14 protein-coding genes and 3 tRNA genes are annotated in these 16,343 nt (G+C 71.3%); 8 read left to right on the forward strand and 9 right to left on the reverse strand.

Going from position 1 to position 16,343, the window contains the following annotated elements; translation table 11 throughout:
* Positions 1–3: 3 nt before the first annotated feature.
* The 5 genes from ACIGXX_RS13055 to purS all read right to left on the reverse strand — a co-directional run bounded on the left by ACIGXX_RS13055 (position 4) and on the right by purS (position 4,650).
* Entirely contained in the window at positions 4–843 is an 840-nt protein-coding gene (locus tag ACIGXX_RS13055) for a M23 family metallopeptidase (protein WP_399975300.1), read from the reverse strand.
* 22 nt (positions 844–865) lie between these two features.
* Positions 866–1,366: a winged helix-turn-helix domain-containing protein gene (locus ACIGXX_RS13060; protein WP_351167494.1), complete on the reverse strand. Its 501-nt coding sequence runs from the start codon at positions 1,364–1,366 to the stop codon at positions 866–868.
* A gap of 106 nt (positions 1,367–1,472) precedes the next feature.
* On the reverse strand, positions 1,473–3,722 hold the full coding sequence (gene purL, locus ACIGXX_RS13065; RefSeq protein ID WP_351167492.1) for a phosphoribosylformylglycinamidine synthase subunit PurL: 2,250 nt from the start codon (positions 3,720–3,722) through the stop codon (positions 1,473–1,475).
* Entirely contained in the window at positions 3,722–4,402 is a 681-nt protein-coding gene (gene purQ, locus ACIGXX_RS13070) for a phosphoribosylformylglycinamidine synthase subunit PurQ (RefSeq protein ID WP_351167490.1), read from the reverse strand. Before purQ ends, purL begins: the two co-directional genes overlap by 1 nt.
* Positions 4,399–4,650, reverse strand: a complete 252-nt coding sequence (gene purS, locus ACIGXX_RS13075) for a phosphoribosylformylglycinamidine synthase subunit PurS (RefSeq protein ID WP_351167488.1) — start codon at positions 4,648–4,650, stop codon at positions 4,399–4,401. The genes purQ and purS overlap by 4 nt, the downstream gene beginning before the upstream one ends.
* Positions 4,651–4,994: 344 nt before the next feature.
* Between purS and ACIGXX_RS13080 the strand changes: the two genes are divergently transcribed.
* From ACIGXX_RS13080 to ACIGXX_RS13115, 8 genes are all read left to right on the forward strand, one after another.
* On the forward strand, positions 4,995–5,312 hold the full coding sequence (locus tag ACIGXX_RS13080; protein ID WP_351167486.1) for an Lsr2 family protein: 318 nt from the start codon (positions 4,995–4,997) through the stop codon (positions 5,310–5,312).
* A gap of 124 nt (positions 5,313–5,436) precedes the next feature.
* Positions 5,437–5,508, forward strand: a tRNA-Gly gene (locus ACIGXX_RS13085).
* 79 nt (positions 5,509–5,587) lie between these two features.
* Positions 5,588–5,663: transfer RNA gene (locus ACIGXX_RS13090), tRNA-Gly, on the forward strand.
* 156 nt (positions 5,664–5,819) lie between these two features.
* Positions 5,820–6,791 (forward strand): ATP-binding cassette domain-containing protein, encoded by a 972-nt coding sequence (locus ACIGXX_RS13095; protein WP_399975306.1) that lies wholly within the window; start codon positions 5,820–5,822, stop codon positions 6,789–6,791.
* Positions 6,788–7,600 carry an ABC transporter permease gene (locus ACIGXX_RS13100; protein ID WP_399975309.1) on the forward strand — a complete coding sequence of 271 codons (813 nt, stop codon included), beginning with the start codon at positions 6,788–6,790 and terminating at the stop codon, positions 7,598–7,600. The genes ACIGXX_RS13095 and ACIGXX_RS13100 overlap by 4 nt, the downstream gene beginning before the upstream one ends.
* 12 nt (positions 7,601–7,612) lie before the next feature.
* Positions 7,613–8,926: a sensor histidine kinase gene (locus ACIGXX_RS13105; protein WP_383815295.1), complete on the forward strand. Its 1,314-nt coding sequence runs from the start codon at positions 7,613–7,615 to the stop codon at positions 8,924–8,926.
* Entirely contained in the window at positions 8,923–9,531 is a 609-nt protein-coding gene (locus ACIGXX_RS13110; RefSeq protein ID WP_351167478.1) for a response regulator transcription factor, read from the forward strand. Before ACIGXX_RS13105 ends, ACIGXX_RS13110 begins: the two co-directional genes overlap by 4 nt.
* A gap of 23 nt (positions 9,532–9,554) precedes the next feature.
* Positions 9,555–9,630 (forward strand) — tRNA-Gly (locus tag ACIGXX_RS13115).
* A 59-nt stretch (positions 9,631–9,689) separates the two neighbouring features.
* Here ACIGXX_RS13115 and ACIGXX_RS13120 read toward each other — a convergent pair.
* The 4 genes from ACIGXX_RS13120 to purD all read right to left on the reverse strand — a co-directional run bounded on the left by ACIGXX_RS13120 (position 9,690) and on the right by purD (position 16,183).
* Positions 9,690–10,586 (reverse strand): phosphoribosylaminoimidazolesuccinocarboxamide synthase, encoded by an 897-nt coding sequence (locus ACIGXX_RS13120; RefSeq protein WP_351167476.1) that lies wholly within the window; start codon positions 10,584–10,586, stop codon positions 9,690–9,692.
* Between the two features lie 97 nt (positions 10,587–10,683).
* Positions 10,684–12,177 (reverse strand): N,N-dimethylformamidase beta subunit family domain-containing protein, encoded by a 1,494-nt coding sequence (locus tag ACIGXX_RS13125; protein WP_351167474.1) that lies wholly within the window; start codon positions 12,175–12,177, stop codon positions 10,684–10,686.
* A 419-nt stretch (positions 12,178–12,596) separates the two neighbouring features.
* Positions 12,597–14,537 carry a hypothetical protein gene (locus ACIGXX_RS13130; protein ID WP_399975314.1) on the reverse strand — a complete coding sequence of 647 codons (1,941 nt, stop codon included), beginning with the start codon at positions 14,535–14,537 and terminating at the stop codon, positions 12,597–12,599.
* Between the two features lie 383 nt (positions 14,538–14,920).
* The gene (gene purD, locus ACIGXX_RS13135) at positions 14,921–16,183 is read right to left on the reverse strand and encodes a phosphoribosylamine--glycine ligase (protein ID WP_351167470.1); all 1,263 of its coding nucleotides are present in this window, start codon (positions 16,181–16,183) and stop codon (positions 14,921–14,923) included.
* Positions 16,184–16,343: the final 160 nt, after the last annotated feature.

Raw genomic sequence — 16,343 nt, forward strand, 5'->3', positions numbered from 1 at the left:
AGGTCACGGTACCGGGAGGGCCTCTTCCCGCACCGTGAACGTCTCGCCGTTGGCGGGCACCCCGACCCCCCGCCAGCGGAACGGCACGCCCCGCGCGGTGGCCAGGTCGGGGCCGTCCATCAGCTGGAAGTGCACATGGGGTTCGGTCGAGTTGCCGGAGTTCCCGCAGCGGGCCATGACCTGCCCGGCCCGGACCCTGTCCCCGGTGCGCACGGCGAGCGAACCCCGCTGGACGTGCGCGTACACGGCGTACGTCCCCTCGCCGATGTCGAGCACGATGTGGTTGCCGACGACGCGGCGGGCACCGCCCACCGTCCTGCCGACGCCTTCGACGATCATCAAGTAGGCGAGCGCGACGAGGGAGTTGCGGCTCAGGTGGTCGCGCTGGCCGTCCTCCGCGTGCACGACGGTCGCGTCGGCGACGGCGAGGAGCGGGGCCCCGAAGGCGGGGAAGGCGTCGTTGCGCCGGGCGATCGGCCACAGCCAGGCGAAGGCGGGGCGCACCCCGTCCTCCGGCTCGGCCACGACGTCGATCGCGTAGGTCTGCCCGAGACCGTGCGTGCCGTGGCTCGGCACCTTGTCGGCGGGGCTGTTCAGCGCGGACCAGCGGCCGGTGACGGGCGGGGCGATCTCCACGGGGGCCGGGGGCTCGGCCCGTGCCCGGTGGCGGCGGGCGACCTGGCCGAGCACCACGGCGACGGCGACGAAGCCGACCGCGGGGACGATGCCCCACCAGGAGGGATAGGGCAGGTCCACGAAGAGCCCGGTGATCACGTGGACGAGGACGACGAGCATCAGCAGCCGCTGCAGCAGCACCGCGAACTTGCGCTGACGGACAGACATGGTGTTTCCCCCAGTGGTCGGTTCAGGGCCGCGCGGCGGACAGCACCACGAGCAGCGGGACGATCCGCCCCGCGGGGACCTCGTGGCGGCCGCGCCCCGTGGTGTGCAGCCAGCCCGCGCCGGTCAGCTGGCGCAGGTGGTGGTAGATCTGGCCGGTCGTGCCGATCTCTGCCAGTTCCGCGAGCTCGGCCGCGGTGCGCCGGCCGCCGAGGATCTCCCGCAGGAGCCTCAGCCGCACGGGGTGCCCGAGCGCGGCGAACGACTCGGCGGCCTCGGACCAGTCGTCGCCGAGGAGCTGCTCGGTGGTGTGGCCGTACTGCCACTCGTACCGCTCGCCCGTCGGCACGCGCACCGCTCCGGTGAACACGACGGCGCCGTCCGGGACCCGCTCCTCGGGCAGTCGCGCCTTCAGCGCGTCCAGCGCCCAGAAGTCACCCTCGACCGCGGCGGGCGCGGGGGCGCCCGCGCTCTCCAGCTCGGCCATGCGCCGCTCCAGCTCCGCGACGCGCTCTTCCAAGTCCATGGGACCAGTATTACGTAATTACGTAATCCCCTGCAAGGGAAAGGCGGAGGGAACGACGAAGCCCCCGCCCGGACCAGGTCCGAACGGGGGCTCGCGGCAGCGATCGTCAGGCGAAGAGCCCCGGAAGGGTCCCCTCGTGCGCCTCGCGGATCTCGCCGAGCGTCAGCGTGAACTCGCCCTGCAGCTCCACGGCGTCACCGTCGACCACACCGATGCGCGTCGCGGGAAGACCGCGCGCCCCGCACATGTCGGTGAAGCGCAGCTCCTCGGAACGGGGGACGGACACGACCGCCCGGCCCGCCGACTCGCTGAACAGGAGCGTGAACGCGTCCAGGCCGTCCGGGACGACCAGGCGCGCGCCCTTCCCACCACGGAGGCAGGACTCGGCGACGGCCTGGGCGAGGCCACCGTCCGAGAGGTCGTGCGCGGCGTCGATCATGCCGTCGCGCGAACCCGAGATCAGGATCTCGGCGAGCAGCCGCTCGCGCTCCAGGTCGACCTTCGGGGGAAGCCCGCCGAGGTGGTCGTGGACGACCTGCGACCAGGCCGAGCCGCCGAACTCCTCGGTGGTGTCACCGAGCAGGTAGAGCAGCTGGCCCTCTTCGGCGAAGCCGATCGGCGTGCGCCGTGCGACGTCGTCGATCACACCGAGGACGGAGACGACGGGCGTCGGGTGGATCGCCGCCTCACCGGTCTGGTTGTAGAGCGATACGTTGCCGCCGGTCACCGGGGTGCCCAGGATCTGGCAGGCGTCGGCGAGGCCACGGGTGGTCTCGGCGAACTGCCACATGACGTCCGGGTCCTCGGGCGAACCGAAGTTCAGGCAGTCCGACACGGCGAGCGGGCGGGCGCCGGTCGCGGCGACGTTGCGGTACGCCTCCGACAGGGCCAGCTGCGCGCCGGCGTACGGGTCGAGCTTCGAGTAGCGGCCGTTGCCGTCGTTGGCGAGGGCGACACCGAGGCCGGACTCCTCGTCGATGCGGACCATGCCGGAGTCCTCGGGCTGCGCGAGCACCGTGTTGCCCTGCACGAAGCGGTCGTACTGATCCGTCACCCACGCCTTGGAGGCCTGGTTCGGCGACGCGACGACCGCGAGGACCTGCTCGCGCAGTTCGTCCGACGTCGCCGGGCGGGTGAGCTTGTTCGCGTCGTCCGCCTGGAGGGCGTCCTGCCACTTCGGGCGGGCGTAGGGGCGCTCGTAGACCGGGCCGTCGTGGGCGACGGTGCGCGGGTCGAGGTCGACGATCTTCTCGCCGTGCCAGAAGATCTCCAGCCGGTCGCCGTCGGTGACCTCGCCGACGACGGTGGCGATGACGTCCCACTTCTCGCAGATCGCGAGGAAACGCTCGACCTTCTCGGGCTCGACGACCGCGCACATGCGCTCCTGCGACTCACTCATGAGGATCTCCTCGGGAGTGAGCGTGGAGTCGCGAAGCGGTACGTCGTCCAGCTCGACGCGCATGCCGCCGGAGCCGTTCGACGCCAGCTCGGAGGTCGCGCAGGAGAGTCCGGCGGCGCCCAGGTCCTGGATGCCGACGACCAGCTTCTCGGCGAAGGCCTCCAGGGTGCACTCGATGAGGAGCTTCTCCTGGAAGGGGTCGCCGACCTGCACGGCCGGACGCTTCGACGGCTTCGTGTCGTCGAAGGTCTCGGAGGCCAGGATCGAGGCGCCACCGATGCCGTCGCCGCCGGTGCGGGCCCCGTAGAGGATGACCTTGTTGCCGGGACCGGACGCCTTGGCGAGGTGGATGTCCTCGTGCCGCATGACGCCGATGGCACCGGCGTTGACCAGCGGGTTGCCCTGGTAGCAGGCGTCGAAGACGAGCTCGCCGCCGATGTTCGGCAGGCCAAGACAGTTGCCGTAGCCGCCGATGCCCGCGACGACGCCCGGCAGGACGCGCTTGGTGTCGGGGTGGTCGGCGGCGCCCATCCGCAGCGGGTCCACGACCGCGACCGGGCGCGCGCCCATCGCGATGATGTCGCGGACGATGCCGCCGACACCGGTGGCCGCGCCCTGGTAGGGCTCGACGTACGAAGGGTGGTTGTGCGACTCGACCTTGAAGGTCACGGCATAGCCCTGACCGACGTCCACGACACCGGCGTTCTCGCCGATGCCGACGAGCATCGCGTCGTTGGCGGGGGCCTTCTCGCCGAACTGGCGCAGGTGGACCTTGCTGCTCTTGTACGAGCAGTGCTCGGACCACATGACGGAGTACATGGCGAGCTCGGCACCGGTGGGACGGCGGCCCAGGATCTCGCGTACGCGGGCGTACTCGTCTTCCTTCAGGCCCAGTTCGGCCCAGGGCAGCTTGACCTCGGGGGTCTCGGCGGCGTGCTTGACGGTGTCCAGAGTCATCAGACGTTGACCAGCTTCTTCAGGATCGAGGTGAAGAATCCCAGGCCGTCCGTGCCACCGGTCCCGACCAGCGGCTCGACGGCGTGCTCGGGGTGCGGCATGAGGCCCACGACGTTGCCCGCGGCGTTCGAGACACCGGCGATGTCGCGCAGGGACCCGTTCGGATTCACGTCGAGGTAGCGGAAGACGACCCGCCCCTCGGCCTCGAGCATGTCGAGGGTCCGCTCATCGGCGACGTACCGGCCGTCGATGTTCTTCAGCGGTACGGAGATCTCCTGGCCGGCCGTGTAATCGGCGGTCCAGGCGGTGTCGGACGTCTCCACGCGCAGCTTCTGGTCGCGGCAGATGAAGTGCAGGTGGTTGTTCTTCAGCATCGCGCCGGGCAGCAGGTGCGACTCGGTCAGCACCTGGAAGCCGTTGCAGATACCGAGAACCGGCATCCCGGCCTTCGCCTGCTCGATGACCGACTCCATGACGGGCGAAAACCGTGAAATGGCCCCGGCCCGGAGATAGTCGCCGTACGAGAATCCGCCGGGCAGCACCACGGCGTCGACCTGCTTCAGGTCCTTGTCCCGGTGCCAGAGCGGCACAGCTTCGGCACCGGCGACGCGCACGGCGCGCTGGGTGTCGCGGTCGTCGAGCGTTCCGGGGAAAGTGACGACTCCGATTCGAGCAGTCACTTCTCTTCCTCCACCTTTACGAAGAAGTCCTCGATCACGGTGTTGGCGAGGAAGGTTTCCGCCATCTCGTGGATACGGGCGAGGGCGGCCTCGTCGACCGGCCCGTCCACCTCGAGTTCGAAGCGCTTTCCCTGACGTACGTCGGCGATCCCCTTGAATCCGAGGCGCGGCAGTGCACGCTGCACCGCCTGGCCCTGGGGGTCGAGGATCTCCGGCTTGAGCATGACGTCGACTACGACGCGTGCCACTGGCACTCCCGGTGTGTGGTGCTGGCTGAGCGGTCCCTTCAGACTACCCGCACAAAAATTCTACTCGCGTAGATTCGTAGAAACGTACGTGAGGACGGTCACGTTCCTGCCCCTACTCGCGTATCGAACAGGGCACCTTCGCGAAAAATCCAGGAAAAGATCACGCATCACCATTGCATCCGGACACGCGGGGGGATTTAGTCGGGCTTCACAATGCAATGCCGGGCACTGTACAAAGGAAAAGGCATTAGCCGATCCTTTGCACATAACAGTGCCCATAACAGCCGGACAGTCGGCATCACCGCACGTCAACGCGGTAGAGCCGCACGAAGGGACCGATATTCGTGGCGCAGCGTGTCGTAGTCACTCTCTCTGACGACATCGACGGCGGGGATGCGGCGGAGACGATCGCCTTCGGTCTGGACGGCAAGTCCTACGAGATCGACCTCAACCAAACCAATGCCAAGAAACTGCGCACGGCACTTGCTCCGTACCTGGACGCGGCCCGCAAGCAGTCGAAGTCCGGCAAGGCCTACCGGCACACGACGGTGGCCGCGAACCCGGCGGCCGTACGCGCATGGGCCCGCTCGCACCAGATGGACGTGCCGCCGCGCGGCCGCATCCCGAAGAAGGTCTACGAGGCCTTCGAGGCGGCCAACTGACCTGGGCCGACGCCCGGCCAGGAGGGCCCCTCGGCAACCGACTTGACCTGCACCCCCGACGGTCGGCTAAAGTCTGGAGCACGCCGAGGGGCAAGGCCGAAAGGCCCGAACCTCACGGAGTCTTGCGGGTGTAGTTCAGTAGTAGAACATCCCCCTTCCAGGGGGAAGGCGCAGTGTGCAATTCCTGTCACCCGCTCTGCATCGCTCACCGATCACTCTTTCGAGTGCGGTAGGCTGGTGCTCGCGCCGATCAGTGAGAGCTGGTCGGAGGCAATGCGAACGTAGCTCAGTTGGTAGAGCGCAACCTTGCCAAGGTTGAGGTCGCGAGTTCGAACCTCGTCGTTCGCTCCAGAGAAGAAGGCCCCGGTCATCGCGACCGGGGCCTTCTTCGTGTGTGGCTGCTGCCTCGTATGTGCCTCCTGCTGACCGCCGCCTTCTGACATTTGTCATGCGAGCCGGTGACAGCGCGCACTGCTCCGGCGCCCGGGGCCGGGGGACGCTGTGGTCATGACTGACCAAGTGATCGACGTGACCGATCTGAGGCGCGTGTACGGGGGCGGTTTCGAGGCGGTCCGGGGAGTCTCGTTCTCCGTCGGACGGGGTGAGCTCTTCGCGCTGCTCGGAACGAACGGCGCGGGCAAGACCTCCACCCTCGAACTCCTCGAAGGGCTCGCCGCACCCGCCGGGGGGCGGGTGCGGGTGCTCGGGCACGATCCGTACACCGAGCGCGGCGCCGTGCGCCACCGGATCGGTGTGATGCTCCAGGAGGGCGGCTTCCCCTCCGAGCTGACGGTCGCGGAGACCGTGCGGATGTGGGCGGGGTGCACCAGCGGCGCCCGTCCGGCCGGAGAGGCCCTGGAGATCGTGGGGCTCGGCAAGCGGTCCGGCGTCCGCGTGAAGCAGCTGTCCGGGGGCGAGAAGCGGCGGCTCGACCTCGCCACGGCCCTCATCGGGCAGCCCGAGGTGCTCTTCCTCGACGAGCCGACGACCGGGCTCGACGCCGAAGGGCGCCGCGAGACCTGGGAATTGGTGCGGGCCCTGCGCGACAGCGGCACGACCGTGCTGCTCACCACGCACTACCTCGAAGAGGCCGAGAGCCTCGCCGACCGGCTCGCGATCATGCACGAGGGACGGATCGCCGCCGAGGGACGGGTCGCCGACGTGGTGGCCCAGCAGCCCTCGCAGGTCTCCTTCGAACTGCCCACCGGGTACTTCGTCGGGGATCTGCCGCCGCTGGGCGAGCTCGGCGTGAGCGAGCACGAGGTGGACGGGCAGCGGGTCCGGCTGCGTACGCACGAACTGCAGCGGGCGGCCACGGGGCTGCTGCTGTGGGCGCGGGACGCCGACGTCTCGCTGGGCCGGCTCGATGTACGGGCGGCTTCGCTGGAGGAGGCGTTCCTGCGGATCGCGCGGGACGCCGAGGGGGTCGCGGGTGCGGCTGGTGCGGCTGGTGTGACGGAGAAGGAGACGGTGGCATGAGTGGCATGAGTGGCGTCAGTACGGCGGCGGTGACCAGGTCCGTGACGACGACCCCCGCGGGGCGGATGGGGGCGCTCGCGCGGGCCGAGCTGACGCTGCTCGGGCGCGCCAAGGGGACGTTGTTCGCGGCGCTGTTCGTGCCGCTGGTGATGCCGTTCAGCCTGCGCCAGGTCGCGGACGGCATGGATCTGAAGGCCAACGGCCTTTCGGTCGGGGCCGTGGTGGTGCCCGGCGCCATCGGCATCTCCCTGCTCTTCGCCGTCTACTCCGCACTGACCACCGTCTTCGCCGCCCGCCGCGAGGAGCTCGTACTGAAGCGGCTGCGCACCGGCGAGCTGCGGGACCCGGAGATCCTCGCCGGGGCCGCTCTGCCCTCGGTCGCCATCGGACTCACGCAGTGCGTCGTCCTCGCGGTCGGCTGCGGGCTGCTCCTGGACGCCGGGGCGCCGAGCGCGCCCCATCTCGCCGTGGTCGGCGTACTGCTCGGCCTGGTGATGTGCACCGCCATCGCCGCCGTCACCGGCAGCTTCAGCAGGTCCGTGGAGTCCGCGCAGGTCATGGCCATGCCTCTGACGTTCGTGTCGATGTTCGGCTCGGGCCTCTTCGTCCCCTTCGAGGTCATGCCCGACAAGCTCGCCTCGGTCTGCGAGTTGCTGCCGCTGAGCCCGGTGATCACGCTGGTGCGCGGCGGCTGGACCGGGGAGCTCTCCGGGACGGAGACCCTGGGCGCCCTCGCCACCGCGGTGGCCTGGACCGTGGTCTCGGTGTTTGCTGTACGCCGGTGGTTCCGCTGGGAGCCGCGGCGGTGAGGAAGGGGTCAAGTGGTGGTCGGCCGATTCCGTGGGCTGCAGCGCGGCTGGCATGAGCGGAGCAAGATCGAGAAGGTCGAGTTCCAGAGCATGGCCATGTGGCACGCCATGCCCTGGCTCTTCTTCCTCAGCTGGGCCTCGGTGCCGCTGGCCGTGACCCTGCGGCGCGACACCGTCCCGATGGTCCTCGGCTGCACGCTGATCGGCGTGGCCCTCGTGCAGTGCGTGCACGTCAACCGCACGCTGCGCCGCTCCCTCGATCACTTCCTGAAGCGCGCGGAGCCGCCGCGCCGCGACCTCGCCGTGTCGCTCGCGCTCCTGGTCATGACGCTGGGCCTCGTGCTCGCCCTGCAGACCGTGGGCGGGGTCAAGGCGGAGATGCTCACCCTCGCCTTGATGTTCGCGGTGATGCCCTACGGACAGTCGCTGGCCTTCGCCGTACCGATCCGCGCCTTCTTGATCCGGTTCGCCGTGATCGACGCCGCGACAGTGGCCGGGTTCGCCGCGGTCGGCGTCCGCGGCGGGCAGCTCGTGGGCACGGCTCTGGTGATCGCGTTCGGCACGCTGGTCTCCCTGCTCTCCTCGCGCTGCGGCGCCTGGACGCTCTCCGTGATGTGGGAGGCCGACCGGGCCCGCGAGGTCGAGGCACGGCTCGCGGTGGCCGAGGAGCGGCTGCGGTTCGGGCGGGATCTGCACGACGTGATGGGGCGCAACCTCGCCGTCATCGCGCTGAAGAGCGAGTTGGCCGTGCAACTGGCCAAGCGGGGGCGGCCCGAGGCCGTCGACCAGATGGTCGAGGTGCAGCGGATCGCGCAGGAGTCGCAGCGGGAGGTACGGGAAGTGGTGCGGGGGTACCGGGAGGCCGACCTCGCGGTCGAACTCGCCGGGGCGCAGGGCGTCCTCGAGGCGGCGGGGATCGACTGCCGGGTGAGCGGTTCGTCGGCGGGGCTTTCGCTGTCCGTGCAGTCCGCTCTGGGGTGGGTCGTGCGGGAGGCGACCACCAATGTGCTGCGGCACGGGGACGCGCAGCGGTGCGACATCGCTCTTGCGATCTCTGAGGACCGTACGACGCTGGTCGTCGAGAACGACGGGGCGCCCGAGGTGACATCCGACGGCAGTACGGGGTCCGGGCTCGCCGGGCTTCGGGAGCGGCTCTCCGCGGTGGGCGGGACGCTGGACTTCGCGTCCCGCGACGGGCGGTTCCGCCTTGCCGCCGAGGTGCCGCTGACCCGCCCGCGGGGCAGCCGGGAGCAGGACGGCCATCAGGAACGGGCCGGCAACCAGAAACAGGACGGCCACCAGGAAGTCGAAAGGGTCGCGCCATGAGTCTGCGCGTACTGCTCGCCGACGACGAGCACCTCATCCGCGGCGCCCTCGCCGCGCTCCTCGCGCTTGAGGACGATCTGGTCGTGGTCGCCGAGGCGGCCACCGGGCCCGAGGCCCTGGCCATGGCTCGGGCGCACCGGCCCGATGTGGCCGTGCTCGATCTGGAGATGCCGGGCGCCGACGGTGTGAGTGTCGCCACATCGCTGCGGGACGAACTGCCGCACTGCCGCACCATGATCGTGACGAGTCATGGCAGACCGGGGCATCTCAAGCGGGCACTCGCGGTGGGGGTACGGGGCTTCGTCCCGAAGACCGTGAGCGCGCAGCGCCTCGCCGAGATCATCCGGACCGTTCACGCCGGTAACCGCTATGTGGACCCGGAGTTGGCCGCCGACGCGATCTCCGCCGGGGACTCTCCGCTGACCGCCCGCGAGGCCGAAGTGCTCGAACTGGCCGCCCACGGTGCGCCCGTCGCGGAGATCGCCGAGCGGGCCGCGCTGTCCCAGGGGACCGTCCGCAACTACCTCTCGTCGGCCGTCACCAAGACCGGGGCGGAGAACCGTCATGCCGCGGTGCGTCTCGCACGCGAGCGAGGTTGGGTATAGTTGTCCTCGCGCTTCGGCGCAGCGCGGACGTAGCTCAGTTGGTAGAGCGCAACCTTGCCAAGGTTGAGGTCGCCAGTTCGAACCTGGTCGTCCGCTCCACATGAAGAACCCCCGGTGCCTCTCGGCCCGGGGGTTCTTCTCGTTCATGGGTTCCGCCGCTACCAGGCCGTGCCCGTCAGACGCTCGTACGCCTCGATGTACTTGGCGCGCGTGGCGTCCACCACGTCCTGCGGCAGCGGGGGCGGCGGCTGCTCGCTCTTGCGGTCCCAGCCGGAGACCGGCGAGGTCAGCCAGTCGCGGACGAACTGCTTGTCGAACGACGGCTGGGCGCGGCCCGGCTCCCAGCTGTCCGCGGGCCAGAAGCGCGACGAGTCCGGGGTCAGGACCTCGTCGGCGATCACGAGGTCCTCGCCGTCGAAGCCGAACTCGAACTTCGTGTCGGCGAGGATCACACCGCGGTCGCGGGCGATGTCACGGGCCCGGCCGTAGACCGCCAGGGTCGACTGGCGCAGCTGCGCCGCCGTCTCCGCGCCCACTTGGCGGGCCACTTCCTCGTAGCTCACGTTCTCGTCGTGCTCGCCCACCTCCGCCTTCGTGGCGGGCGTGAAGATCGGTGCGGGCAGCTCCGAGCCGTCGGTCAGGCCGTCGGGCAGCGCGAGGCCGCAGACGGTGCGCGTCGCGTTGTACTCGACCAGGCCGGAGCCCGTGAGATAGCCGCGGGCCACGCACTCGACCGGGACCATCTCCAGGGACTTGCAGACCGTGGTGCGACCCTCCCAGTCGGCGGGGGCGCCGGCCGGTACGTCGGTGGAGATGACGTGGTTGGGGACGAGGTCGGCGAGCTGGTCGAACCACCACAGGGAGAGCTGCGTGAGGACCCTGCCCTTGTCAGGGATCTCCGTGGGCAGCACCCAGTCGTAGGCGGACATGCGGTCGCTCGCGACCATCACGAGGTCGCCCGCCTCGTTCCGGTACAGGTCGCGCACCTTGCCGGTGTGCACATGCACCAGGCCCGGCACCTGAAGCGGCTCGGGCTTTTCTACGAATCCGGACACGGTTCCTCCCCGTGGTTCTGACTGAGTGCTGCCGATTCTCCCGCATGGGGCGGCAGCTTTTGGCCAGGGGTTGTCCCGAGGGTGCGTGGGGCCGGTCTCAGTCCCGTTTGCAGATGCGGTCAAGGAGATTGGCGGTGGCCCGCTGGACGCGGGTGTCCACATGGCCGGGGCGGTCGAGCGCCGGGGACCAGGCGAAGGTGCCGGAGGCGAAGACCAGGGCGCCGGAGGGGGCGCGGTAGAGGGACGACTCCTGGTGGCGCGTGACGCCCTCGGAGTCCTCGTACGGAGAGTGGGCGAGGAGGATGCGGCCCTGGTGCTCCGGGAGCGCGGTGCGCGGGAAATAGCGGTCCGCCTCGCCCGCGACCAGGCCGGCGAGCTCGTCCCCCTCGTGCGCGCCGGTCGCCTCCCACAGCCAGTGGTCGGCGTTGCGCACGACGAGCGGGGCGGGCTCCGGGACCCGGCCCGCGTACTGGATGCCCAGGAGCTGCTGCTCGGCCTTGTCCTGCTCGCGCCAGAGGGCGGGTCTGCCGGGGCCGTGGCGCTTGCGGCAGGTCAGCAGGCGGTCCGCAACGCCGGACGGCGAAGGGCCCAACTCCACCTGCCAGTACATCGTGTTGGCGGAGAGGAAGACGAGCGACGTGCCGTGCTCGCGGGCCCGCTCCGTGGTGCGGCGCATGTTCGACGACCAGTACTCGTCGTGACCCGGGAAGACCAGGCCCCGGTAACGGGTCGGATCGATGCGTCCCGCGTGCAGGTCGCGGGTGTCGGCGTACGCGAGGTCGTAGCCGTACCGCTCGGCCCAGCGGATGAAGTCGTAGGCGTGGCCCACGTGCAGGGGCAGTCCCGCGCCCGCGTACGGACGGTCGAAGGAGACCGTGTGCGCGGCCTCGCTCTCGCCCAGGAGACGGCCCTTCTCGTCCCACGCGTGGTAGAGGCTCGCGCCCGTGCGGCCGTCCTCGGGGTAGAGGTTGTACGCCTGCCAGGTGATGTCCGGCAGCAGCAGGAGCAGATCGGCGCGGTGGTCGTCGCGGACCGTGAAGGGGACGTGCGAGCGGTAGCCGCCGACGGTGGTGAGGACCGCCACGTACGCCCCGACGCTCCAGTAGCTCGGGATCTGCAGCCGCCAGGAGAGCCACCAGTGGTGGCAGGAGACCGTGCGGTCGGCGGTGAGCGGGGGCGGCTGGACGATGCCGGAGAGGCGCGGGCTCGTGGTGATCTTGCTGGCGCCGTCGCCGCCGTAGTGCCCGATGCGGTAGATGTCGACGCTGAACTGCTGGGGCGGGTCCACCGTCACGTGGAAGTCGATCGCCTCGCCGGGGGCCGCGGCGCCGGTGGAGGCGAAGCCCTTGATCTGGCCGTGCACGTCGTCGGCGGTGCGGGGGCCGTTCGTCCGGACGCGGTCGCGGGGCGCGGGGATGTTCTGCGCGCCGGGGGCCGGGGCGTGGTCGACGTACCAGGGAACGACCTGGCCCGTGTCGTCGAAGTAGTGCTCGGCGCCTCGGAGCCAGGGCAGGGGCCCCTGCCCGAAGGGGTCGGTCACGGCGTGCGCCAGGGCGCCCGATTCCCACCTGCGGATCTGCTCCGACCCCATGTGTGTACCCCTCCCTCGCTGCTCCCCCGAGATTGCTCTGTGGTGTGTGGCGCTGCTGCTGGCACGTTCGGACCGGCGGTCGATCCCAGCACATCACATTACGCACGCACTCCGTCACCGTTCGTCGCTAATCGTCGAGAACGGAAGGGAACGTTCCGGGTGTTGGCGGGAGTGGAGGGTCGTTACGGGGCTCGTCGCGAGGGCTCGTTGCGGGGCTCGGCTCGGGCCGGCCGGACCGGTGGAAGAAGCTCGGCTCAGACCAGCCGGACCGGTGGAAGGAGCTCGGCTCAGACCAGCCGGACCGGTGGAAGAAGCTCGGCTCAGACCAGCCGGACCGGTGGAAGAAGCCCGGCTCAGACCAGCCGGACCGGTGGAAGAAGCCCGGCTCAGACCAGCCGGACCGGTGGAAGAAGCCCGGCTCAGACCAGCCGGACCGGCTTCTCCGGGCGGACGCCCAGGCGGGCGAGCCAGCCGCGCAGCGGGATGGAGTCGCCGTCCTCCACGAGGCTCCGGACGTGCGGCGTGAGGTCCGCCGCGCGCTCGCCGTCGATCAGGAGGGACGGGCCGTCCAGCCAGTCGAGACCGGGGGCGGCGCCCGCCGTGTCCACGGCCGCGCAGCAGACGAGCGCCGTGACGTGATCGGCCAGCAACTCCCTTCCCGTGCGCGGCGGCTGGAGCGGGAAGAGCGGCAGCATGCCGTCGTCCCAGAGCGCGTCGTCCGGGCCCTGCCCCGTGGGCGCCGGGCGGGGCGGCGCGGCGGCCTCCTCGCGGGCGAGCTCCGCGCTGAGGCCTGCGGCCAGGAGCCCGCCGGGGCCGTCGGGGGACTCTTCCGGGTCCTCGGGGCCTTCGCCGTACGCGACCATTTCGTTGAGCTCGCTGGACTCGCAGGACTCGCTGGGTGCGGGCACAGCGCCGTACGCGGGCTCTTCGCCGTACGGGGGCGTTTCGCCGCCGGGGGTGAGGGCGTGGGGTTCGGTGGTGAGAGTGGCGGGCCCGTCGGGCCTGTTGCCCTCCCCTGCCTCCCGCGCCTCTTCCGCCTCCTCCGCCTCCTCCGCCGTCAGGTGGTCCAGCACGCGGCCCAGCGTCGGCCCCTCGGAGTCGGGGGCCGTCGGGTCGGCGGCGTGGCCGACGCCCAGGGAGTCCAGGACCCGGTGGAGGCGGGCGGCGTCCATGCGCCACTTGCGATCGACGACCTCGTCCGGATACTCCTGCCACGCCACCGGCGCCCAGTCCGGGCCCTGCTCGGCGGGGCCGCCGTGGAAGAGGCGGGCGGCGAGCAGCGAAGCCGCCTCGTCCACCGATCCCGGCTCCTCCAGGAGGTCACAGGCGGGGCGCTCGCCCAGGCGGGACGTGAAGCCCTCGGCCAGGCGGTCCCTGCGGGAGAGCTCGGTGAGGGCGGAGACCACGCCCGCGTCCAGGCGCGAGGGCCAGCGGCCCATCCGCCAGGCGGGCAGCGCGACCTTGGTCAGGAGCCGGTCCCACCCGGCGTACGCCAGGCCCACCTGCTCCTGGGCGACGATCCGCACCCCGTAGTCAACGGCCTGGGCGCGCTCGGCGGCGGCTGCCGCCACTCCGCGCTCCATCTCGCCGGCATGCCCCCGGCAGCTGCGCAGGAGCAGCCGTGTCACCCAGCCGATGCCGCCGAGGACCGTGCGCACCAGTGGACCGCGCCCCGGTGCGGAGGTGACCGCGACCGCGGCGTCGAGGCCGCGGATGAAGCGCCGGGCCGCGGCTATGTCGGGATGCGCCGAGGGGCCGGTGCCGGCCACGACCGGGGCGAGCACCGCGCGGAGCTCGCCGACCCGCATCCACCACAGGAACGGGGAGCCGATGACGAGCACCGGAGCCACGGGGGCCGGGCGGCGCGGGGCGGGGCGGCCGTCTCGTACGCCATTGCCCTCCGCGCCCTCCGCCGATGGCTGGGCGGAGGTCTCCGCGGGCGGGCCGTGCGCCGGGTGGGTGCGGTCCTCCAGCCAGCTGTCGCAGTCCGGGGTGAGCGCTATCGCCGACGGCGCGGGCACGTCCAGACGGTCGGCGAGGTCCCGCACCAGGCGGTACAGATCCGGGGCCGAGCTCTCGGCGATCGGGACGGTGGGGCTGACGGCTGGCCTGGACCGCGCGACCACGAGCGCGACGGCCGCGGCGGCGAGCAGCACCAGGGCGGCGACGGCCGTCACGACGCCGCGCACGACGTCCCAACTCCCGCCGCTGACATGGCCCGTGGCCCCGCCCGCGATCAGCACGACGGCGACGGCCGCTGGCAGCAGTGCGACGGCAAGGGCCCTGCTGCGGATGCGCAGCACGGCGAGCGCCTGGGAACGCGCGGACTGCACGCCCACCTCCACACCCGTACCTGACACGACCGATGTCACCCCCTGCTGCCTGGGACGCCCGCAGACCGGCCATGGGCCGGGACCGCGGGCGGACGGCAGCCGCCGATGGATTTACTCACTCCCCCACTGTGGCACCCGCCACCGACATCGCAATGCCGGTGGTCTGTTTGGCTCTGGGCACCTGAACCGCTTGCGCCGCACCCTAGTTGGGGCACAGGGCATCGTCAGCCGGATGGGCCAGCGGTCACTCGATGGAATGGCTTTGGGTAAAGGTGGATGACGGGGCGGGTGACGGGCGGACGACTGGCGGACGACGGACAGGCCCCGGATCCAGGGTGGGATCCGGGGCCTGTGAGCCGTTCATGGGTGCCGCGTGGGTGCCACGTGGGAAGCGGGTGAGGCGACCTCTGTTACGCCTCCGCCGCGTCCGACGCCGCCTTCGCCGCGATGTCCGTACGGTGCTGGGAGCCGTCGAGGCGGATGCGGGACAGCGCCGCGTACGCGCGCTCGCGCGCCGCGGTCAGATCCGCGCCGGTCGCGGTCACGGAGAGCACACGGCCGCCCGCGCTGACCACGGCGTCGCCGTCGCGCTTCGTCCCCGCGTGCAGGACGTACGCATCCGGGGCATCCTGTGCCGCGACGTCGCCGAGCCCCTCGATGGGGTCGCCGGTGCGCGGGGTCTCCGGGTAGTTGTGCGAGGCGATGACCACGGTGACCGCGGCGTCGTCGCTCCAGCGCAGCGGGGGCAGGTCGACGAGGGTGCCGTTCGCGGCGGCCAGCAGGACTCCGGCGAGCGGGGTCTTCAGGCGGGCGAGGACGACCTGCGTCTCGGGGTCGCCGAAGCGGGCGTTGAACTCGATGACGCGTACGCCGCGGCTGGTGATCGCGAGGCCCGCGTAGAGCAGCCCGGAGAAGGGAGTGCCGCGGCGGCGCAGCTCGTCGACGGTGGGCTGCAGAACGCTCTGCATGACCTCGTCGACGAGCTTCGGGTCGGCCCACGGGAGGGGCGAGTACGCGCCCATGCCGCCGGTGTTCGGCCCTTCGTCGCCGTCCAGCGCGCGCTTGAAGTCCTGCGCGGGCTGGAGCGGGACGACGGTGATGCCGTCCGTGATGGCGAAGAGCGAGACCTCGGGGCCGTCGAGGAACTCCTCGATGACGACACGGTCGCAGGCGAGGGCGTGGGCGCGGGCGGCCTCGATGTCGTCCGTGACGACGACGCCCTTGCCGGCGGCGAGGCCGTCGTCCTTGACGACGTACGGCGCTCCGAAGGCGTCGAGGGCTTCGTCGACCTCTTCGGGGGTGGTGCAGACGTAGGACCGGGCGGTGGGCACCTGGGCGCCCGCCATCACGTCCTTGGCGAAGGCCTTGGAGCCCTCCAGCTGGGCGGCCTCCTCGGAGGGCCCGAAGCAGGGGATGCCGGCGGCGCGTACGGCGTCGGCGACTCCGGCGACGAGGGGTGCCTCCGGGCCCACGATCACCAGCTCGGCGCCGAGCCGGGTGGCGAGGGCGGCCACCGCGCTGCCGTCGAGGGCGTCGACCGGGTACAGCTCGGCCACGTCCGCGATGCCGGCGTTGCCGGGGGCGCAGTACAGGGCGGAGACGTCGGGGTCGAGGGACAGAGAGCGGCACAGGGCGTGTTCGCGGGCACCACTGCCGATGACGAGGACCTTCACGGGCGCCAGCCTAGCTGGCGCGGGCCGGTGCGTTCGTACGGGAGCCCCACGGAGAACCCCTCCGCCGCCTGTACGTTCCTCCAGTCCACGGAGCCCGCACCCGGCTGCGGCCCCGCGCTTCGCTGCCTCTCACCGGGGGCCGGGCCTTCCCCTGCGGGCC

The organism is Streptomyces sp. NPDC055243 (genome assembly GCF_044544025.1).
GTDB lineage: Bacteria > Actinomycetota > Actinomycetes > Streptomycetales > Streptomycetaceae > Streptomyces.

Excerpts from the sequence above, each read along its gene's own strand:
- ACIGXX_RS13060 (WP_351167494.1), bottom strand. The coding sequence starts at position 1,366 with ATGGACTTGGAAGAGCGCGTCGCGGAGCTGGAGCGGCGCATGGCCGAG.
- ACIGXX_RS13125 (WP_351167474.1), bottom strand. The coding sequence starts at position 12,177 with ATGGGGTCGGAGCAGATCCGCAGGTGGGAATCGGGCGCCCTGGCGCAC.
- purL (WP_351167492.1), bottom strand. The coding sequence starts at position 3,722 with ATGACTCTGGACACCGTCAAGCACGCCGCCGAGACCCCCGAGGTCAAG.
- ACIGXX_RS13055 (WP_399975300.1), bottom strand. The coding sequence starts at position 843 with ATGTCTGTCCGTCAGCGCAAGTTCGCGGTGCTGCTGCAGCGGCTGCTG.
- ACIGXX_RS13095 (WP_399975306.1), top strand. The coding sequence starts at position 5,820 with ATGACTGACCAAGTGATCGACGTGACCGATCTGAGGCGCGTGTACGGG.
- ACIGXX_RS13100 (WP_399975309.1), top strand. The coding sequence starts at position 6,788 with ATGAGTGGCATGAGTGGCGTCAGTACGGCGGCGGTGACCAGGTCCGTG.
- ACIGXX_RS13110 (WP_351167478.1), top strand. The coding sequence starts at position 8,923 with ATGAGTCTGCGCGTACTGCTCGCCGACGACGAGCACCTCATCCGCGGC.